Consider the following 15458-nt stretch of genomic DNA (forward strand, 5'->3'; position numbering starts at 1 on the left):
GGCGCGACTGCGGGGATGGGTTCGAACGGTCCGGGGGCAGGTTCGAGCGGTGCGGAAGCAGCTTCGAACGCTGCGGGGGCAGCTTCGAACGCTGCGCGGCGCGCGGCCGTGTCCGACGGCCTGGTGCCAGGGGTGATCAACAGTTCTCCGGTTCCATCGCGTTCAGCAGGGTGGTCAGCGCATCCCGTGCAGCGCCGACGGCGCGCTCGGAGTCGTCCACGCCGGCGTCCAGGCCACGCAGCAGCGCGGCGGCCATCCGGCGGCGTCCTTCGTCGAGAACCTCACGCCCGGCAGCCGTCAGGGACGCCTCCACGACACGCCGGTCGTCGGCGCGCCGGGCGCGCGACGCCAGGCCGCGTTCTTGGAGGCCCTGCAGGACCACGGTCACGCGCGGCTGCGCCATCCCCGTGTGCCCCGCGAGTCCGGTGACCCGCAGGGGTCCGCCCTCCAACGCGTCCAACACGGCCACCTGACTGCGGGTGAGCCCGAAATCGCCGTTGCGGAAGAGGGTCTGCGAGAGCCGCCCGATGCTCCGGAGAAGACCCCGGGCGGCGCATTCGATGCGCTGCTCGTCGGTGGGCTCCTCGGAGGACGACGATTGATGCATATACCAATTATATATATGTGAAGACGTGCCGGAACCATGTGCGGGCAAAATGCACCAACCGTGGCGCTCGGAGCCGACGCGTCGCTCCGACCAGGGGGCGCGCGCGGTGCGGGGTTCGTCGGGGGCGCGTCGTGCGGGACCCGTCGACGTGCGCGCGGCATGGGGGCCGCCGGGGGGCGAGTACCCGACGCCGGACGTGGATCGCGCAGCGGGACGGGGGCCGATAGCGGGCCTGGTACGGGGTCGAGAGGCGGGAAGGAACCTGGTGCGGGCCGAGCGGCGGGCGACGGCCCGGTGCGGGCGGAGCGGCGGGGAGGGGCCCGATGCGGGATCGCACGACGGGAACAGGACCCGGCACGGGATCGAGCGGCGGGGAGATCGGGCCCGGTGCGGGCCGAGCGACGGGCCTGATGCAGCAAGACGCGGGCCGACCGGCGGGTGCGCGGCGTAGGGCCGGGCGGCGGCACCCACGCGTCATGGCATGGCTCACGCCACACGCCTGCATCCGGGTGGTGTATCAGGCGTCGCCGTGGCGGGTAAGGGCCCTAGTGGCTCCTGGAGCCGACAATCCGGTGGTTGGTTCACATCGGTAGTGGAATCGTCACAGAAAGAGGAGGTTTCGATGTCCTCGAAGCGACGTCGTAAGAAGAGGGCCCGCCGCAAGAACGGCGCGAACCACGGCAGCCGTCCGCAGTGCTGAAGGACGCAGCGCGGTGATCGGGGGGTGGCGGATCGCCACCCCCCGAGTACGTTCGCGCATAACGAACCGCGCGTGGCTCACGAGCCGGGCCAACGGTTCTCCGAGATCGAGGGGACCTCGACGACGCGGGCGGACGACCACCGCGCCCCACGGAGTGAACCGCCCGCACGGACCCGCAGGCCTGAGCTACGCGCGCCCGCCGGGCTTCCTCCACAGCACACCGCCGCCACCCCGGACACCGTTGGCGCCTCGGACACTTCGAACACTCCCCAAGTAGTGGAATATTCAACCAATACCCTCGGTTGAGGCGTCCGAAGGGGTGGACAGCACCTCTGAGGAACGAGGAGAGAGCAGATGGAGCAGGAGTACTTCGAGTTCGGGACGGCGGCGGACCGGTGGAACCGGGCGCAGATGTTCTTCGACGCCAAGGAGTACCTGACCGCGGCCCGCATTCTCGGTGGCCTGGTGAGTGAGGCCCCTGAGCAGGTCGGCCCCCGTCTGCTCCTGGCCCGCGCCTACTATCACTCCGCCCGGCTCGGCAAGGCCGAGACCGAACTGCGGGCGGTACTGGAGCGCGACCCGGTCGAGGACTACGCGCGGCTGATGCTCGGCCGCACTCTGGAACGCCAGGGGCGTCACGACGAGGCCGCACCGCACCTGCGCATGGCCGCGGCCCTGAACGGCGACTTCGAGTCGCTCGCTCCCTGATCCGCGGCGGCCCGCCCTCCACGGCAGCCCGGCTTCCCCGCGGCATCCGTACCCTCCGCGGCATGAGCGGCACGGGGGGCAGGCGCGCGAGAGCAGCGGTACACGGGCGGTGCATCCTCTTCCGGACCGGGGATGCACCGCCCTTCCGCTGGTCAGCCGAACTGTTCAGCCGGCGGCGGAACACCGGCCGGACCGGCCTCGACGCTCATTACGGTCCAGACGCATGACGACGATGACGACGCGTACGGTCGCGTACCCGGCCGACGGTTTGACGATGATCGGGTACCTCGCGCTCCCGGCCGGTGTCGGCCGACGGCCGGCGGTGCTGCTCGGACCGGAGGGCATGGGGCTCAGCGACGTCGAGCGTCGCCGGGCCGACGCACTCGCCGAGCTGGGATATGTGGCGCTGGCCTTCGACCTTCACGGCGGGCGCTATCTGGGTGACCCCGAGGAGATGCTGGCCCGTTGCATGCCACTGCTCGCGGATCCCGACCGGATGCGGGGCATCGGCCATGCGGCGCTCGACGTGTTGCGCACCGAACCGCGGGCCGACCCCGACCGGATCGCCGCCGTCGGTTACGGCACCGGGGGCGCCATCGGGCTGGAACTCGGGCGGGACGGCGTCGGCCTCCGCGCGATCGGGACGGTCAACGCACTGACGACGGGGCGACCGGGCGAGGCGGCGCGCATACGGTGCCCGGTGTGGGCCGGGGTCGGGTCGGAAGACCCGATCATGTCGCCCGCGCAACGAAACGCGTTCACCGCCGAGATGCAGGCCGCGGGCGTCGACTGGCGGCTCACGGTCTACGGCGGCGCCTTGCACGCCTTCCACCACCCGCCGGTCGACCACCCCACAGTCCCCGGCGTCGGCTACCACCCACGGCACGCGCAGCGCGCGTGGCGCGACGTCGTCGACCTGCTCGCCGAGTGCCTGCCCGTGGCGGAGGATCTGAAGGCATGAGCCAGGTGAGCGTGCCGGCACCGGGCCCGGACGGCTTCGTACGCTGACCGCCCCTCCCCTGTAGTCCCTCCAACGGAACCGCATCGCCGGAAGGGTGGAGCGGCCTCGCGCTCGGAGCCGTTACCGAACTCGAGGGCGGGAAGATCCCCTTGCCCTTCTGCGCGAGTCCCGGTCACCCCCGGTCGCGCCGATGCCCGCCGCGCCACGGTGGCGCGACGGGCATCGGAGAAGTAGCGAACGTCCGAGAAGTGACGGGCGTCGGAGGAGCGGTACGCGGACAGCGGGACCGGTGCCGTCGGAGCGCCGCTTCCGTCTGTCCGGTACCGGCCCCTCGGGTCTGCGTCCCCGCAGGACGCCGCGCGTCAGCCCACCACCCCCGCCGGACGCGGAGCCGCGTCGGCACCACTCGCCGAGGCAGCCGGGTGCGGCGCGAGGAGCCGGTCGGTGAGCCAGCCGAAGATCAGCCCGAAGCTCAGCCAGAGCGTCGCCTGGACGGCGAGCGTGGTGAGCCGGAACTGCCACAGGAGGGTCGCCGGGAAGTCCCCCACCTCGTCGAACGACGGCAGGAAGACGTACGCCAGGGTGATGGCGGCCACGAAGGCGGTGGACGCGGCCACCGTCGCGTTCCAGTTGCCCAGACGCGGAGCGAGTCGTCTGCCGAAGAGGACGGCCGCCACCGTGAGCAGCAGACTGAGGGCGATCATCAGGAAGAACAGCCCGGTGCGTTGCCCGATGGTGTCCGGATTTCCGACGGCCGGCGGGTTGGCCGGGTACTTGAGGAACGGCACGACGTAGACGGTCAGCAGACCGCCGGTCGCCACGAGGACGGCGGTGGACCGGGGGCCGAACCGGCCGATCCGGCCCAGGGCGTACGCGACGACCAGTGCGAGGATGCCGCCAATCGCCACGCCGAACACCAGGACGCCGGTGGCGAGGCCACCGGTCGCCTGCATGGTGCGGCTGACGAGTTCCTCGCCCGCCGCACCGTGGTCGTGCGCGTGGCTGTGTCCCTCTTCCAGGGCGATCGCCGCGTCCACCCGGGACTCGCCCAGGAAGTAGGCGACGGCGAAGGCGAGCGCCCCCGCCACGAGACCCGCGAACATGCCGCGGACCAGAAGAGCTCTGACGGATATGGAGTTCACGGTCTTCTCCCCCGACGCGTCAGTGGCAGGGGAAGCCGAGGAGGTGACGGCCGTCGTGCACCCACTCGTGGACGCCTTCACCGGAGAAGAGGGAGGTGGCCCCCTGCTCCGCGCCCACGAAGTAGAGCAGGACGAGCATGAGGATTCCGACGAAGACGGCCCACGGGGCGAGGGCCTTCGCGGAGACGGGGGTGATGGCCGTTGTGCCGGTCGCAGGTGCGGCGGACTGTGCCATGGCAGAACCTCCTGAGGGAACACGCGTCCCGAACGTGGTGCCTTGGACGACGGCGCTGGGTCTGACTCACCGCACGAGGCGGATTCACAGTGGCGCGACCGTGCCGGATTCCCACCGGACTTCCATCTGCGCCGTCGTCTTGGAGCCTTGACCATACCGCCCCGGCCCTGCCCGCCGCCATGGCCCGTCCCACCCTCGCCCCACCCCCGTCCCGCCCCCGCCCCGGCCCCCGCCCGCGCCGTGCGGCAGGGTGGGCAACGGCGTTAGGGAGCAGAGGAGTCGGGCCGATGACGGTACGGGTGACGTTGATCTCACCCGCGACGAACGCGGGTTTGCGGGAGGCGCGGTTCGGCGGTGACGGGCCGCTCGACCCGGAGGGCGAACGCCGGGCCCGCGCTGCGGCGCTCGCCCTCCCGAGCGACGCGGCCCACCGTTGCGGGCTCTCCGGGCGCTGCCGCGCGACCGCTGCCGCGCTGGGGCTGGAGGCGGTGCCCGAACCGGCGCTGCGGGAATGGGAGATGGGGCGGTGGACCGGACTCCGGCTGTCCGAGGTGACCGAGGCCGATCCGGCGGGCGTGGAGGTGTGGCTGCGGGACCCGGACGCACAGCCACACGGCGGGGAGTCGCTGAACGGCCTCGTCGCGCGGGTCGGCGGATGGCTGGACCGTACGGATCCTGCGGACGGGCCCTTCGTGGCGGTCGCCGAACCCGCGGTCGTACGAGCAGCCGTCGTGCACGCCCTTCGCCTGCCACCGGAGACCTTCTGGCGGCTGGATGTCGCACCCCTGACGGCCACTCGCCTCGTCGGCCGGGCCGGGCGGTGGAACCTGACGATCGGTCACCCGTGGGCCTGAGAGGATAGCTTCAGGTTTTGGGGTTTCAGGTTTCAGGGCTCTTGAGGAACGGCCTTCCCCGCCCTGCGGGGCCGTGGGCCCGCAGCTCAGTGCCTGCCGGACGTGAGATCGGCTTCCGGTCGATCGGCCGCCGCCGCGCGGAGGGGCGCGGTACGCGGAGCCGGGGTCTGGCCGCCGCCCCCCGCACCCGGCGACGACTGCCCGGAGGTGTTCCGGGAGGGCTCAGGCACGGACAACGGGCGCGGGGACCGTGTCGTGCCGGGTCGCGGTGCCTTCTGCGGCTTACGGGACTTCGGCGCGGTCCGGGGCTTCGCCGCCTTCTCGGTGGCCGTCCCGCCCTCCGTGGCATCGGAGCCTTGTGCCCTGGCATCCGTCGCGGGCACCTCCCCCGTCATGTCCGTCGCGCCGGCGTCGGCCCTGCCCACGGGGACCGCGGCAGCAGTGGATGCGGCGGGGGCCTTCGGAGCAGCCCGCCGACCGGTTCCCGCAGCGGCCTTGCCCGACTCCTCCGCTCCGGTTGTGCCCGCAGTCTCCGTTCCGGCAGCGGTCTTCGTGCCGGCCGCCGTCCGGGCGGTGCCTCGCGCACCCGCAGCCACCCGCGCCGAACCCGCAACGGCCGCCACCCTCGCCGAGCCACCCGGAACTGACGCTGCCCTGGCGGCTCCACTCGTCACGGCACCGCTCGCCGCGCCCGATTCCCGGGCCACGGCCCGCGTCTTGCCGGCGCCGCTCGTCACGGCCGCGCACCCGGTCCACGTACCACCCGTTTCCGTACCGCTGGGCTCCGCGCCTCTCGTACGCGCACCGTGCACCTCCGCACCGCGCACCTCCGCGGCCCTCGTCGGAGCATCACCCTTCCCCGTGGTGCCCGCCCCCGCGACGTTCGGGGCGGCGGACGGCCGGGCCGGGGCGGCGGACGGGCGCGCGGGACCGGGAGCGGCCCGACGGGCGCCGACCCTCGGCGCGCCGCCCACCGAAACGTCGCTGTCGGTGCCGGGGGCCCGGACGGGCCGATGCGTCACCGTCGCCTGAACCGGTCTGCGCGCCCCTGTGGCGGGGGACGGAAGACCGATGCTGCTCGGCACAGGTGCGGTCTTGCGGCGCGTCCCGGCAGGCACGGGTGCGGTCTTGCGCCGCGTCCCGGCAGGCGCGGGCGGGGCCGTGCGCCGCCTCCCGGCGGCGGGGGGCGGGAAGGGCCTGCCGCGCGTTCCGGTACCGGCCTGCGCCGGGCCGTGTACGGGCACACGGAGCAAACCGGCCACCGCGACTGCCACCGCCACGGCCGGGACGAACCCGGTGAGGGGGTGCAACACTCCGGTGTGGATCAGCACGGCCGAGAGGCCGCCGAGTGCCGCGACGGCGGCCAGGGCGACCGCCGTCCCCCGCTGGGTCAGCCGCAGCCTGCGGAGGCGGTGCACAAGATGGTCGGGCGCGGGGACGAGCAGCGGCCGGCCGGCCCGCCGCCGGGACGCCGCGACCAGCACCACGTCCGCCAGGGCCACCAGCAGGAAGAGCGGCAGTGCCGTCCAGGCGGCGTTCCCGTCGGGGGCCTGCGCGAGCAGCAGCACGGCGGAGCCGGCGAGCAGGAACCCCGCGAAGAGCGCGCCGCATTCGCCGAGAGCGGCGTGTGCGGGCTGCCAGTTGCGCACGAGGAACCCGCCGAGCGCGGCGACGAGTACGACGAGCAGGACGAGCGGACCCGTGCTGCCGTCGACAAGAGCGCAGACGAACAGCCCCAGGCCCGTCACCACCGCCACCGTTCCGGTCGCTCCGTCCGAACCCTCCAGCAGCGCGAAGCCGTTGGTGAGGAGCGTGATCAGCAGAGCGGCCAGCAGGGCGATCACCGGGGACAGCCCGGAGGTCGCGGCGACGATCACCGAGGCCACACCGGTGACCACCAGCCTGGGCACGGGGCCGACCGGCTTCACGTCGTGCACCTGGCCGAGCACCGCGATCACACACGCGGCGGCGAGCAGGCACCGGACCCGTACGCCCGGTTCGGGCAGGCCGAGCGGCGTGCCCACCAGGAGCACGACGGTGGTCACCAGCACGACGGGCGCGCCGCACGGGACGGCCTTGCGGCGCGCCCCCGGGTGGTCCGGGAGCAGCCGGCCGGGGCCGAATCTGCGGACCCCCGCGACGACCGCCGCGGTCGTCAGCAGCGCGACAACTGCGGAGATGATGACGCCGGCCACGTTCACCTGCTCTGCCTTTCCTGGGCCCGGCCGCGCCCCGTCGCTGCCGCCGCCCGTCAGCGACGACGGTGCGCGGAGGGACGGCGCCCGCCGGGTTGGGGTGTCTGAGGAGGTGACGCGGAACGCCACCCGAGTGGAGTCGTCCCACAACCTAAGGGTCAAATGCAGCGAAATCCGGCAAATAACACGCAGAACGGTGCATTGATTGGAGTTCGAGCCCTCGAACGAACGTCTGTCCGGGCAACGGTCCGGGCGAAGCCGCCGTGCTGCGGAGCTGCTGTACCAGAGTTGCTGTACCGGCGGAGCCGGTGCGGACCGGTCCGGCCGCCCGACAGTCCGACAGTTCGACCGCCGGTCGTACGAGCCTCCGTGACGGCCCCCGATCCCCGTTCGTCTCCGGCGCTTCGGCAGTCGGCATCCGGCGTTGACCGCCGCACCTGAACGGCCTCCGACCGGCGACCGGTGCCCGCGTCGCGCGTCCGGCTACCGTCCGGCCGCGCCGCGCCCCGTCCGCCGAGGGGTCCGTCCCGCGTCCGAAGGACCGGCGGTAGCTGTGCGGGCTGACGCCGGTCGTCTTCTTGAAGCGGTCGCGGAACGCGGTCGGCGATCCGAAGCCGACCTGGGTGCCGATCCGTTCGACGGTGAGCCGGGTGGAGTCGAGCAGGTGCTGGGCCTGCCTGATGCGGGCGCGGTGGAGCCACTGGAGGGGCGTGGTGCCCGTCTGCTCGCGGAACCGGCGGATCAGGCTCCGGGTGCTCATACCCGCCTGCTCAGCGATGCAGGCGAGGGTGAGATCGTCCGCGAGGTGGGCCCGCAGCCAGAGCAGCAGAGGTTCGAGAGTTCCGCCCCGGGGCGTGGGCGCGTGGTCATGGACGATGAACTGCGCCTGCCCGCCCTCGCGTTCGAGCGGCATCACGGACCGGCCCCGGCTCTCGACGTCAGCGGGGGGCCGGGGCGATCCGTACCCGGTCCGCGCCGGCGGCCGCCTCGCCGTCCGACAGGAACGACGCCAGCGCCCGGCCCTCCTCGCCGACCGCGGCGCGGTCGGCGCGGGAGAGGCGGCCGAGCGGAGTGACGGTGACGGTGCCGTCCGTCTCGTGCCAGGTGGCGGCGACCCGACCGTCCACGAGCACGACCCGGGCCCCGGCGACGGAGAGGCCGCGGTGGGCGTCGTCGATGATCCGGCCGCGGTCGTGGTAGCCGAGGATCGCGTTGTCGAAAGCGGGCAGGAACCGTACCGGCGCCGGGGTGTCGGGGTCGGGGCGCGGGGCGTCGGGAAGGTCGAGGAGCAGCCGCCCGCGTGCGTCCCGGAAGGTGATCAGTTCGCCGCGCATCGCCGCGACCGCGGCCGGCAGGCCGGCGAGGCCGCACCAGGCGCGGAGATCGGCCGAGGCCGCCGGGCCGAACGCGGCCAGATAGCGCCGGACCAGTGCCTGCCCGACCGGGTCGGAATTGTCGTCGGACGGCGGAGTGATGTCGCGCCCCAGCCATGCGGCCAGGGGGACGTTCCGCACCCCGCCCTTCGCGCGCCAGAGCCCGCGCGGCGGCGTCTGCACCACCGGCAGCAGCGCGGCGACCACCATCTCCCCGAGCGACCGGGGGCTCGCGGTCGGCCGGGCGGTGTGCAGGGCCCTGCCGATCTCGCCCATCGAGCGGGGTACGCCGTCGGCCATGAGCGCCCGGCCCGCCGCGCCGAGTTCCTCGAGATCGATGCCGGCCAGTTCGTCCCGGTACACGCCCAGTACGCGCTGGCGCAGCATGGCGTCGTGGCGGGCCCGCCAGGCGAGCGCGTCGTCGGCGGTGACGAGGTGGACCGTACGGCGCATCAGGTGCGTACGCACCACCCTCCGGTCGGTCAGCAGCCCGGAGAGCACCGAGGGGTCGAAGGCGCGCAGCCGCGACCAGAGGCCGGGGTAAGGCTCTTGGGGCTCCTGCGCCTGGAGGCCGCCGAGATGGGCGACCGCGTCGAGGACGGGCAGGTCGGCACGGTCGAGGAGCAGTTGACGGGCGAGGGTGGCTCGGTTGAGCGCGCGGTCGCCGAGCACGGCGGGCGGCTTCCCGGCGGGCGGCGGACCGGAGGCATCCGTTCGTGGACGCGGGGTGGCGGGCATGAGGTCTCCGTGGTTCCGGGATCGGCGGACGGGGACCGCGTCGGGGAGGGGGAGGGTAACGTCCGTGCGAGACGCCGTCGGCTCGGGCGTCCGGGGCGCGCGGGCCGTTCGGCGGGCTCTCGTCGGTGCGGACCGTGGCCGCCGTGTGCGCCTCGGGCAGGCCGCCGTCGAACCCGCCCGCTGGATCGGCTGCTCGGGCGTCCGGGCCTCCCCTCCGGTGGGGAACGCGTGTCCGGCACGAGGCTAGAGGTGGATCAGGTCAGTTTCCGACCTGATCCGCCCCGCGCGTCGAGGTCCCGACAACAGCGGGGTGACGCCTCCGCCGGAGCCCGCAGCCGGAAGCGGAACCGAACCTGCGCCTGCGCCTGCGCCTGCGGATCAGGGCGTGCGCAGTGCGGAGCGGGGGAGGCGGGGTTCCACATTGAGGTACGGCTCGAACCAGGCGGCCGGCCGGAGGTCACCCATCCGCAACTGCCGGTTGGTGGCGTCGTCGGGGTCCTCTATGCCGTCGAAGCCGACGTCGTAGAGGAGCAGCACGTCGTCGTCCTGGAAGAACATCTCGACGCACAGGTCGTAATCGTGGTCGTCGGGGTGGACGGGCAGCGTCCCGTCCGCGTCCCCCTCCCGGTCGGCGCGGGCGTCCGACAGGGCGAGGCGGAGGGCCATCTCCTCGGCCGTGCACACGGGCTGGGGCCAACGGCCCGTCTCCAGGTCGTCGCACAGGTCGTCCAGGGCCCGGACGAACCGCCGGCGCCAGGCGGAATCCGTGCGGAAGGTCAGTTCCGGCAGCCGCGCGAACACCCCGTGCGCCTCCCCCGACACCTCACGCCGGTCGAACGCCGAGAACTGGTCGAATGCCGAGGACCGGTCGGGCCCCGAGGACCGGTCGTCCGTCACGGGCCCGTCGCCGAGCCCCTCCGCCTCGTCGTGCGCGTCGTCGGCCAGCCGGCACAGCGCCCGGTGGAGAGCGGCGGCGGTACGCGGGGTGAGCTGCCACCCGCACCGTTCGTCCTCGCACCCGGCGTCCTCGCAGTGCGGGTCCTCCGGAGCGAACAGAGCCGCGAAGTCCGGCCCCTGACTGCCCGGTGCCTGACCGTCCGGTGCCTGACCGTCCGGTGCCTGACCGTCCGGTGCCTGACCGTCCGGCCCCTCTCCGTCCGGCCCCTCTGCGTGGGGCTCGGGACGCTCGGGCCCGGCCCCCTCGGACGCCCCGGCCCCCTCGGACGCCCCGGCCCCCTCGGACGCCCCGGCCGCCTCCCGGACTTCGCCGGGGAGCTGCCGCCATTCCAGCTCGGTGCCCGGAACGGCCGGCCAGGTGCCCGCGCGCGCGTGCTCCACGGCACCGCGCAGCGAGGACGCCGGGGCGTCGGGCAGCCGCGCACACAGGTCTTCCAGTGCGCCGGGGTCCCACGCCGTCTCCGGCGAGCCGCCCCGTGAGTCGGCGGCACGCTGGAGCAGGCGGGCGGCGAGATGGGCGAGTTCGGGCTGTTTGCACGTCAGGACGGCGTGCAGGGAGGCGGGTCCGGCCGCACGCTCGACCAGAGCGAGCACGCGGCTCCGGCTGGGGGTGTGTTCGCAGTGGAAGGCACGGAGCGGGGCAGGGGTCGACCGAGGCGGCATGCGGGGATTCTCCGGACGGATGAGGGCGCGCGGGGGCACGGTACGGATCGGAACGTGACTCCGCGGGCAGCCGCGTCGCCGACGCGGCCACGGGCGGTCTTCCGGGGCGGGAACAGGCGGTCGACCGCGGCTGGTTCCGTCGGTGCTGCCGACGGTCCGGACCCGGTACAGCCGATACCCTACCCAACTCCTGCCCGACGGAACGGGGTAGGTCACCGCCCGCATCCCCGGGCCGGCCGCAGCGCGCGGCGGACGCCGGACGGAGACACCCCGGGCCGGGCCGGACACCGGGACGAAGGCACAGCGACGACCGGCCGGACGCCGGGACGGAGACAGGGCGGGGGCCGGCCGGGTGACAGCACCGGACGCCGACGACACGGGCCCGTCGGCATCCGTTCTCGCGGTCGGCTCCCTATCCTGACCACCCGACATCCTCGCCACCCGACATCCTGGCCACCCCACGAGGGACGCCACGGGGACGCCGGTCCACGACCGGCGGCCCCGGAACCGCGACAGGGAGAGACACGTGACGGCAGGACCCACGGCGGACGAACTCGGTGCGGTGTACCGGGATCTCCACGCCCACCCCGAACTCGCCTTCCAGGAGACCCGCACGGCGGGGATCGTGGCCGACCGCCTGCGCTCCCTGGGGTACGAGACGGTGACCGGCGTCGGAGGCACCGGGGTCGTCGGGCTGCTGCGCAACGGGGAGGGGCCGACCGCGCTCCTGCGGGCGGACATGGACGCGCTGCCGGTGCGGGAGCGTACCGGTCTGCCCTACGCCAGCACCGCCCGTGGCCCCGGCGCCGACGGCACGGACGTGCCCCTGATGCACGCCTGCGGCCACGACGTGCACGTGACCTGTCTGCTGGGCGCGGCGGCCGAGCTGGCCGGGGACCGGTCCGCCTGGCGGGGCACCGCGATGCTGGTGTTCCAGCCGGCGGAGGAAGTCGGGGGCGGAGCCCGCGCCCTGGTCGACGACGGGCTGTACGACCGGTTCGGCACGCCGTCGGTCGTCCTCGGCCAGCACGTGTCCCCGTTGCCGGCCGGGTTCCTGGGGCTGCGCCGGGGCCCGGCGTTCGCGACCTCGGACACCCTGCGGGTCGTGCTGCACGGCCGGGGCGGCCACGGCTCGCGGCCGGAGGCCACGGTCGACCCGGTGCTGATGGCGGCGGCGACGGTCCTGCGGCTCCAGGGCATCGTCTCGCGCGAGGTGGCCGGAACCTCGACTGCCGTGCTGACCGTCGGCTCCATGAGCGCCGGAACCGCCGCGAACGTGATCCCGGACCGGGCCGAACTCCTGCTGAACGTGCGGACGTTCGAGACGGGCGTACGGGAGGGAATCATGTCGGCGATCGAGCGGATCGTCCGGGCCGAGGCGGCGGCGTCCGGGGCTCCGAGGGATCCGGAGATCACGAACCTGGAGTCGTTCCCGGCAGTCTCCAACGACCCTGAGGCGTGCGCCCGGACCGAGCGGGGCTTCGCCGCCGACCTGGGGGCGGGGCTGGTCGTGGACCCCGGCCCGGCGACCGGAAGCGAGGACGTGGGCATCCTGGCGACCACCGCCGGGGCGCCGTGCGTCTACTGGCTGCTGGGCGGCGCCGACCCGGCCCTGTTCGCCGCCGCGAAGGACTTCGCGGCACTGGAGCAGGTCGCCCGTGGGCTGCCCTCCAACCACTCCCCGCACTTCGCGCCGGTCGTGGAGCCGACGCTGACCACCGGCGTACGGGCGCTCGTGTCGGCGGCCCGCACGTGGATGCCGGCGGTGTCCTGAGCGGGCGCTGCGGGGCACCGTCCGGTGCCTCCGGCGGGGTCAGAGCCGGCCGACGCTCGTCCACAGCTCCGTGTCGGAGTTGATCAGCCGGCCGGGCCGCTGCTCGGCGGTGTCCGGGACGATCGCGCGCACCACGGGCAGTTGACCGCCGTCCACGGTCACCTTCGTGCCGTCGAAGGCGGGCGCCTCCTCGTCGACGACCGACCGGAGCCGGGTGGCCAGCCGCTGGGCCGCGTCGTCGTCCTGGACCACGAAGCACAGCACTTCGGTGTGGGCCGCGGCGGATGCGGCGCGCTGGCCCAGTGCGGCGAGGCGGCCCGGACCGGCCGGGTCGAGCGGGTTGAAGTCGGCGCGGTAGACGTCTCCGAGGCAGTCGGCCGCGCGCCGGAACTCCTCGTCGTCGGCGAGCGAGGCGCCCTTCTCCGGGGAGACGGCGGCCAGTGAGGCGTCACCCGTCGCGGAGTAGGCGACCGCGTCCGCCGAGACGCGGAAGTTCACCCCTGAGCCGCCGGAGTGGGTCCACACTTCGGCGCCGTCCTCCTCGGACCGGCTGTAGCCTGCCGACTTCAGCGCCGCGCTGAGCGCCGTCGCGTCGAAGGACCCCGTCCAGCGGCCCGCCTCGGGCGTGTCCACCGCGGTGTCGATACGGTCCGGCGCGAGGTACTTCGCCCACGGGACGTCCTGGTGGCCGCTGAGCAGACCGCCGCCCGGCCGGGCGACGAAGGAGAACCGGCCGGGGTCGCTGCCGCTCAGTTTCCGGACCTTCTCGGCGTCCAGATAGGTCACCTGGCGCGTACCGCCGTCCTCGGCCAGGGCTGCCAGCCCGCCGACGAGGCCCGACGCGGCCGAGGCCGCTCCCCCACCGTCGCCGCCGTCGTTCGCGTCGTCACCGGACGAGCATCCGGCGATCGCGGCCAGCAGGACGGAGACGAGGGCCGCGTGAACGAGGGCCGGACGGCGTGATGTCGTACGCATGGCCAGTGATCCTATCGGGGTGCCGGCCGCTGTGCCGGTGGGTACGCCGGGAGGCGCACCGGCCCCGAAGGCTGCGGGCGAGCCGGCCGGAAGCGTGCTCCCCCGGCACCCCGGCCGGCGTACCGGACCAACAGCCGCCCACGGGGCTCGGCCTGCCCACGGGCCCGGCCTGCCCGCCGACCCGAGGGCGCTTCCGACGGAGGCCGCCGACGAGCCACTCAGGGTAGGCTAAGTCGGCGCGTCCGGCGGTCGGAGCGCCAGGCTCCCCCGGGGTGCGCCGTCCATTGTTCCGGTCGGCCGGGGAGCCGCCCACGGGCCCGTCCAACGGCGGCTCCTGACGGCCGGTCCGGCTCCCGCCACCGCCACCCCTCTGCCCCTTCGCACCCCCGCAGGAGACGGCCATGACCGCAGCTCAGCCCGACGCCACGACCGGCGCCCGCAGCCCCTTCGCCGCGTACGGGCTGCCCGAGCCCGGTGACGGTGACTTCTGGAGCGCGCCGCGCACGCCGGCCATGGCGCCGGCGGGCGACGGCGGCTGGTCAGCCCTGTTCCTGTGGCGCGGACCGGCGGCCGAGGTCGAGTTCGAGAGCTGGTCGGACCCGGTCCCCCTGCGCCGGTGGCGCGGTACGGACTGCTGGTACGCGGAGGTGCGGATGCCGCCCCGACTGCGGGTCACCTACCGCTTCCTGTCCGGCGGTGAGGCGTACGCCGACCCGTTCAACCCGGTGGGCGCCGGGGGCGAGCGCTCGATCGCCGCGACGCCGGACGCACCCGAGCAGCCGCACTGGCCGGCCGTCGGCGCGGACGACGTGCTGCCGTTGCCCCGTACCCGCATCCGCTGGGCGAGTGAGCGCCTCGGCGGACGGCGGACCGTGCGGGTGCACCCGGTGGGCGGCGGCGGACCGGTGGTGCTGCTGCTGGACGGGGACGACTGGCTGCATCTGCATCCCGCGACGACCGCCTTCGACCTGGCCTTCTCGCGGGGCGAGATGCCGCCGGCCACCCTCGTCTTCCTGCCGGCCAGGGACCGCGAGACCGAGTACGCGGCGCGGCCCGAGCTGTGGGAGGCGGTGCGGGACGAACTGCTGCCGCTGGTGGCGGAGTGCGGCGTGACCGCCGACACCGGGCGGCTGGTGGTCGCGGGGCAGAGCCTCGGCGGTCTGAGCGCGCTCTACGCGGCGCTGGAGTTCCCGGAGCTGGTCTCCCGCGTCGCCTGTCAGTCGGCGTCCGTCTGGTGGGCGCCCGGCGCACCCGACCCGGCAGACCCGCTGGGCGGCCCGGTCGGCGGCGCCATCGCCGCACGACTGAGCGAGGAACCCGATCTGTCCCACCTGCGCTGCGCGTTCGACGTGGGGGAACACGAGACGCGGATGCTGCCGCACTGCGAACGGGTCGAGAGCCTGACCGAGAAGGCGGGGGCGACGGTGCGGGTGTCCCGGTCGGCGGCCGGGCACGACCGGGCGGGCTGGCGGCACGCGCTGGTCCGCGACGTCGCCTGGGCGCTCGCCTGAACCCGAAGAGGTCTGAACCCGAAGAGGTCCGAACCCGAAGGCGCCTGCACCGGGAGGGGAGGGAC

Annotated in this window: 12 protein-coding genes, 1 pseudogene and 1 riboswitch; of the genes and pseudogenes, 5 read left to right on the forward strand and 8 right to left on the reverse strand. The window is 74.3% G+C overall.

Annotated elements, in window-relative coordinates; translation table 11 throughout:
* Positions 1–136: 136 nt before the first annotated feature.
* Entirely contained in the window at positions 137–607 is a 471-nt protein-coding gene (locus Q0994_RS09915) for a MarR family winged helix-turn-helix transcriptional regulator (RefSeq protein WP_299531740.1), read from the reverse strand.
* A gap of 1054 nt (positions 608–1661) precedes the next feature.
* Here Q0994_RS09915 and Q0994_RS09920 point away from each other — a divergent pair.
* Both Q0994_RS09920 and Q0994_RS09925 read left to right on the forward strand, forming a co-directional pair.
* Positions 1662–2015: a tetratricopeptide repeat protein gene (locus tag Q0994_RS09920; protein WP_299531743.1), complete on the forward strand. Its 354-nt coding sequence runs from the start codon at positions 1662–1664 to the stop codon at positions 2013–2015.
* Between the two features lie 223 nt (positions 2016–2238).
* Positions 2239–2976: a dienelactone hydrolase family protein gene (locus Q0994_RS09925; protein ID WP_299531746.1), complete on the forward strand. Its 738-nt coding sequence runs from the start codon at positions 2239–2241 to the stop codon at positions 2974–2976.
* 362 nt (positions 2977–3338) lie between these two features.
* Here Q0994_RS09925 and Q0994_RS09930 read toward each other — a convergent pair whose 3' ends face one another.
* Positions 3339–4118, reverse strand: a complete 780-nt coding sequence (locus tag Q0994_RS09930) for a CbtA family protein (RefSeq protein ID WP_299531749.1) — start codon at positions 4116–4118, stop codon at positions 3339–3341.
* Between the two features lie 19 nt (positions 4119–4137).
* Positions 4138–4353 (reverse strand): CbtB-domain containing protein, encoded by a 216-nt coding sequence (locus Q0994_RS09935; protein WP_299531751.1) that lies wholly within the window; start codon positions 4351–4353, stop codon positions 4138–4140.
* Positions 4354–4355: 2 nt separating this feature from the next.
* A riboswitch (adenosylcobalamin (AdoCbl) riboswitch) is annotated at positions 4356–4504 on the reverse strand.
* A 136-nt stretch (positions 4505–4640) separates the two neighbouring features.
* Here Q0994_RS09935 and Q0994_RS09940 point away from each other — a divergent pair.
* Positions 4641–5207, forward strand: coding sequence for a histidine phosphatase family protein (locus Q0994_RS09940; protein WP_299531754.1), 567 nt, complete (start codon positions 4641–4643; stop codon positions 5205–5207).
* A gap of 86 nt (positions 5208–5293) precedes the next feature.
* Here the strand turns inward: Q0994_RS09940 and Q0994_RS09945 are convergent, their stop codons facing one another.
* The 4 genes and pseudogenes from Q0994_RS09945 to Q0994_RS09960 form a co-directional block, all read right to left on the reverse strand.
* The gene (locus tag Q0994_RS09945; RefSeq protein ID WP_299531757.1) at positions 5294–7408 is read right to left on the reverse strand and encodes a hypothetical protein; all 2115 of its coding nucleotides are present in this window, start codon (positions 7406–7408) and stop codon (positions 5294–5296) included.
* Between the two features lie 526 nt (positions 7409–7934).
* Positions 7935–8321: pseudogene (locus tag Q0994_RS09950) on the reverse strand (helix-turn-helix domain-containing protein); the annotation flags it as partial.
* 19 nt (positions 8322–8340) lie between these two features.
* Complete coding sequence (locus Q0994_RS09955) at positions 8341–9513, reverse strand: winged helix DNA-binding domain-containing protein (RefSeq protein WP_299531760.1); 1173 nt, start codon at positions 9511–9513, stop codon at positions 8341–8343.
* Between the two features lie 378 nt (positions 9514–9891).
* Entirely contained in the window at positions 9892–11133 is a 1242-nt protein-coding gene (locus Q0994_RS09960; protein ID WP_299531763.1) for a hypothetical protein, read from the reverse strand.
* 526 nt (positions 11134–11659) lie between these two features.
* Between Q0994_RS09960 and Q0994_RS09965 the strand changes: the two genes are divergently transcribed.
* Positions 11660–12907 carry an amidohydrolase gene (locus Q0994_RS09965; protein WP_299531765.1) on the forward strand — a complete coding sequence of 416 codons (1248 nt, stop codon included), beginning with the start codon at positions 11660–11662 and terminating at the stop codon, positions 12905–12907.
* Between the two features lie 39 nt (positions 12908–12946).
* Here Q0994_RS09965 and Q0994_RS09970 read toward each other — a convergent pair whose 3' ends face one another.
* On the reverse strand, positions 12947–13882 hold the full coding sequence (locus Q0994_RS09970; RefSeq protein WP_299531768.1) for a hypothetical protein: 936 nt from the start codon (positions 13880–13882) through the stop codon (positions 12947–12949).
* A 401-nt stretch (positions 13883–14283) separates the two neighbouring features.
* Here Q0994_RS09970 and Q0994_RS09975 point away from each other — a divergent pair, with 401 nt between their 5' ends.
* Positions 14284–15393, forward strand: a complete 1110-nt coding sequence (locus Q0994_RS09975) for an alpha/beta hydrolase-fold protein (protein ID WP_299531770.1) — start codon at positions 14284–14286, stop codon at positions 15391–15393.
* The last annotated feature ends 65 nt before the right edge of the window (positions 15394–15458 follow it).

This window comes from uncultured Streptomyces sp., from assembly GCF_947488945.1.
Classification (GTDB): Bacteria; Actinomycetota; Actinomycetes; order Streptomycetales; family Streptomycetaceae; genus Streptomyces.

What these genes read in the sequence shown, in the direction of transcription:
- Q0994_RS09940 (WP_299531754.1), top strand. Translation starts at nt 4,641, where the DNA reads ATGACGGTACGGGTGACGTTGATCTCACCCGCGACGAACGCGGGTTTG.
- Q0994_RS09920 (WP_299531743.1), top strand. Translation starts at nt 1,662, where the DNA reads ATGGAGCAGGAGTACTTCGAGTTCGGGACGGCGGCGGACCGGTGGAAC.
- Q0994_RS09925 (WP_299531746.1), top strand. Translation starts at nt 2,239, where the DNA reads ATGACGACGATGACGACGCGTACGGTCGCGTACCCGGCCGACGGTTTG.
- Q0994_RS09915 (WP_299531740.1), bottom strand. Translation starts at nt 607, where the DNA reads ATGCATCAATCGTCGTCCTCCGAGGAGCCCACCGACGAGCAGCGCATC.
- Q0994_RS09975 (WP_299531770.1), top strand. Translation starts at nt 14,284, where the DNA reads ATGACCGCAGCTCAGCCCGACGCCACGACCGGCGCCCGCAGCCCCTTC.
- Q0994_RS09960 (WP_299531763.1), bottom strand. Translation starts at nt 11,133, where the DNA reads ATGCCGCCTCGGTCGACCCCTGCCCCGCTCCGTGCCTTCCACTGCGAA.
- Q0994_RS09970 (WP_299531768.1), bottom strand. Translation starts at nt 13,882, where the DNA reads ATGCGTACGACATCACGCCGTCCGGCCCTCGTTCACGCGGCCCTCGTC.
- Q0994_RS09935 (WP_299531751.1), bottom strand. Translation starts at nt 4,353, where the DNA reads ATGGCACAGTCCGCCGCACCTGCGACCGGCACAACGGCCATCACCCCC.
- Q0994_RS09955 (WP_299531760.1), bottom strand. Translation starts at nt 9,513, where the DNA reads ATGCCCGCCACCCCGCGTCCACGAACGGATGCCTCCGGTCCGCCGCCC.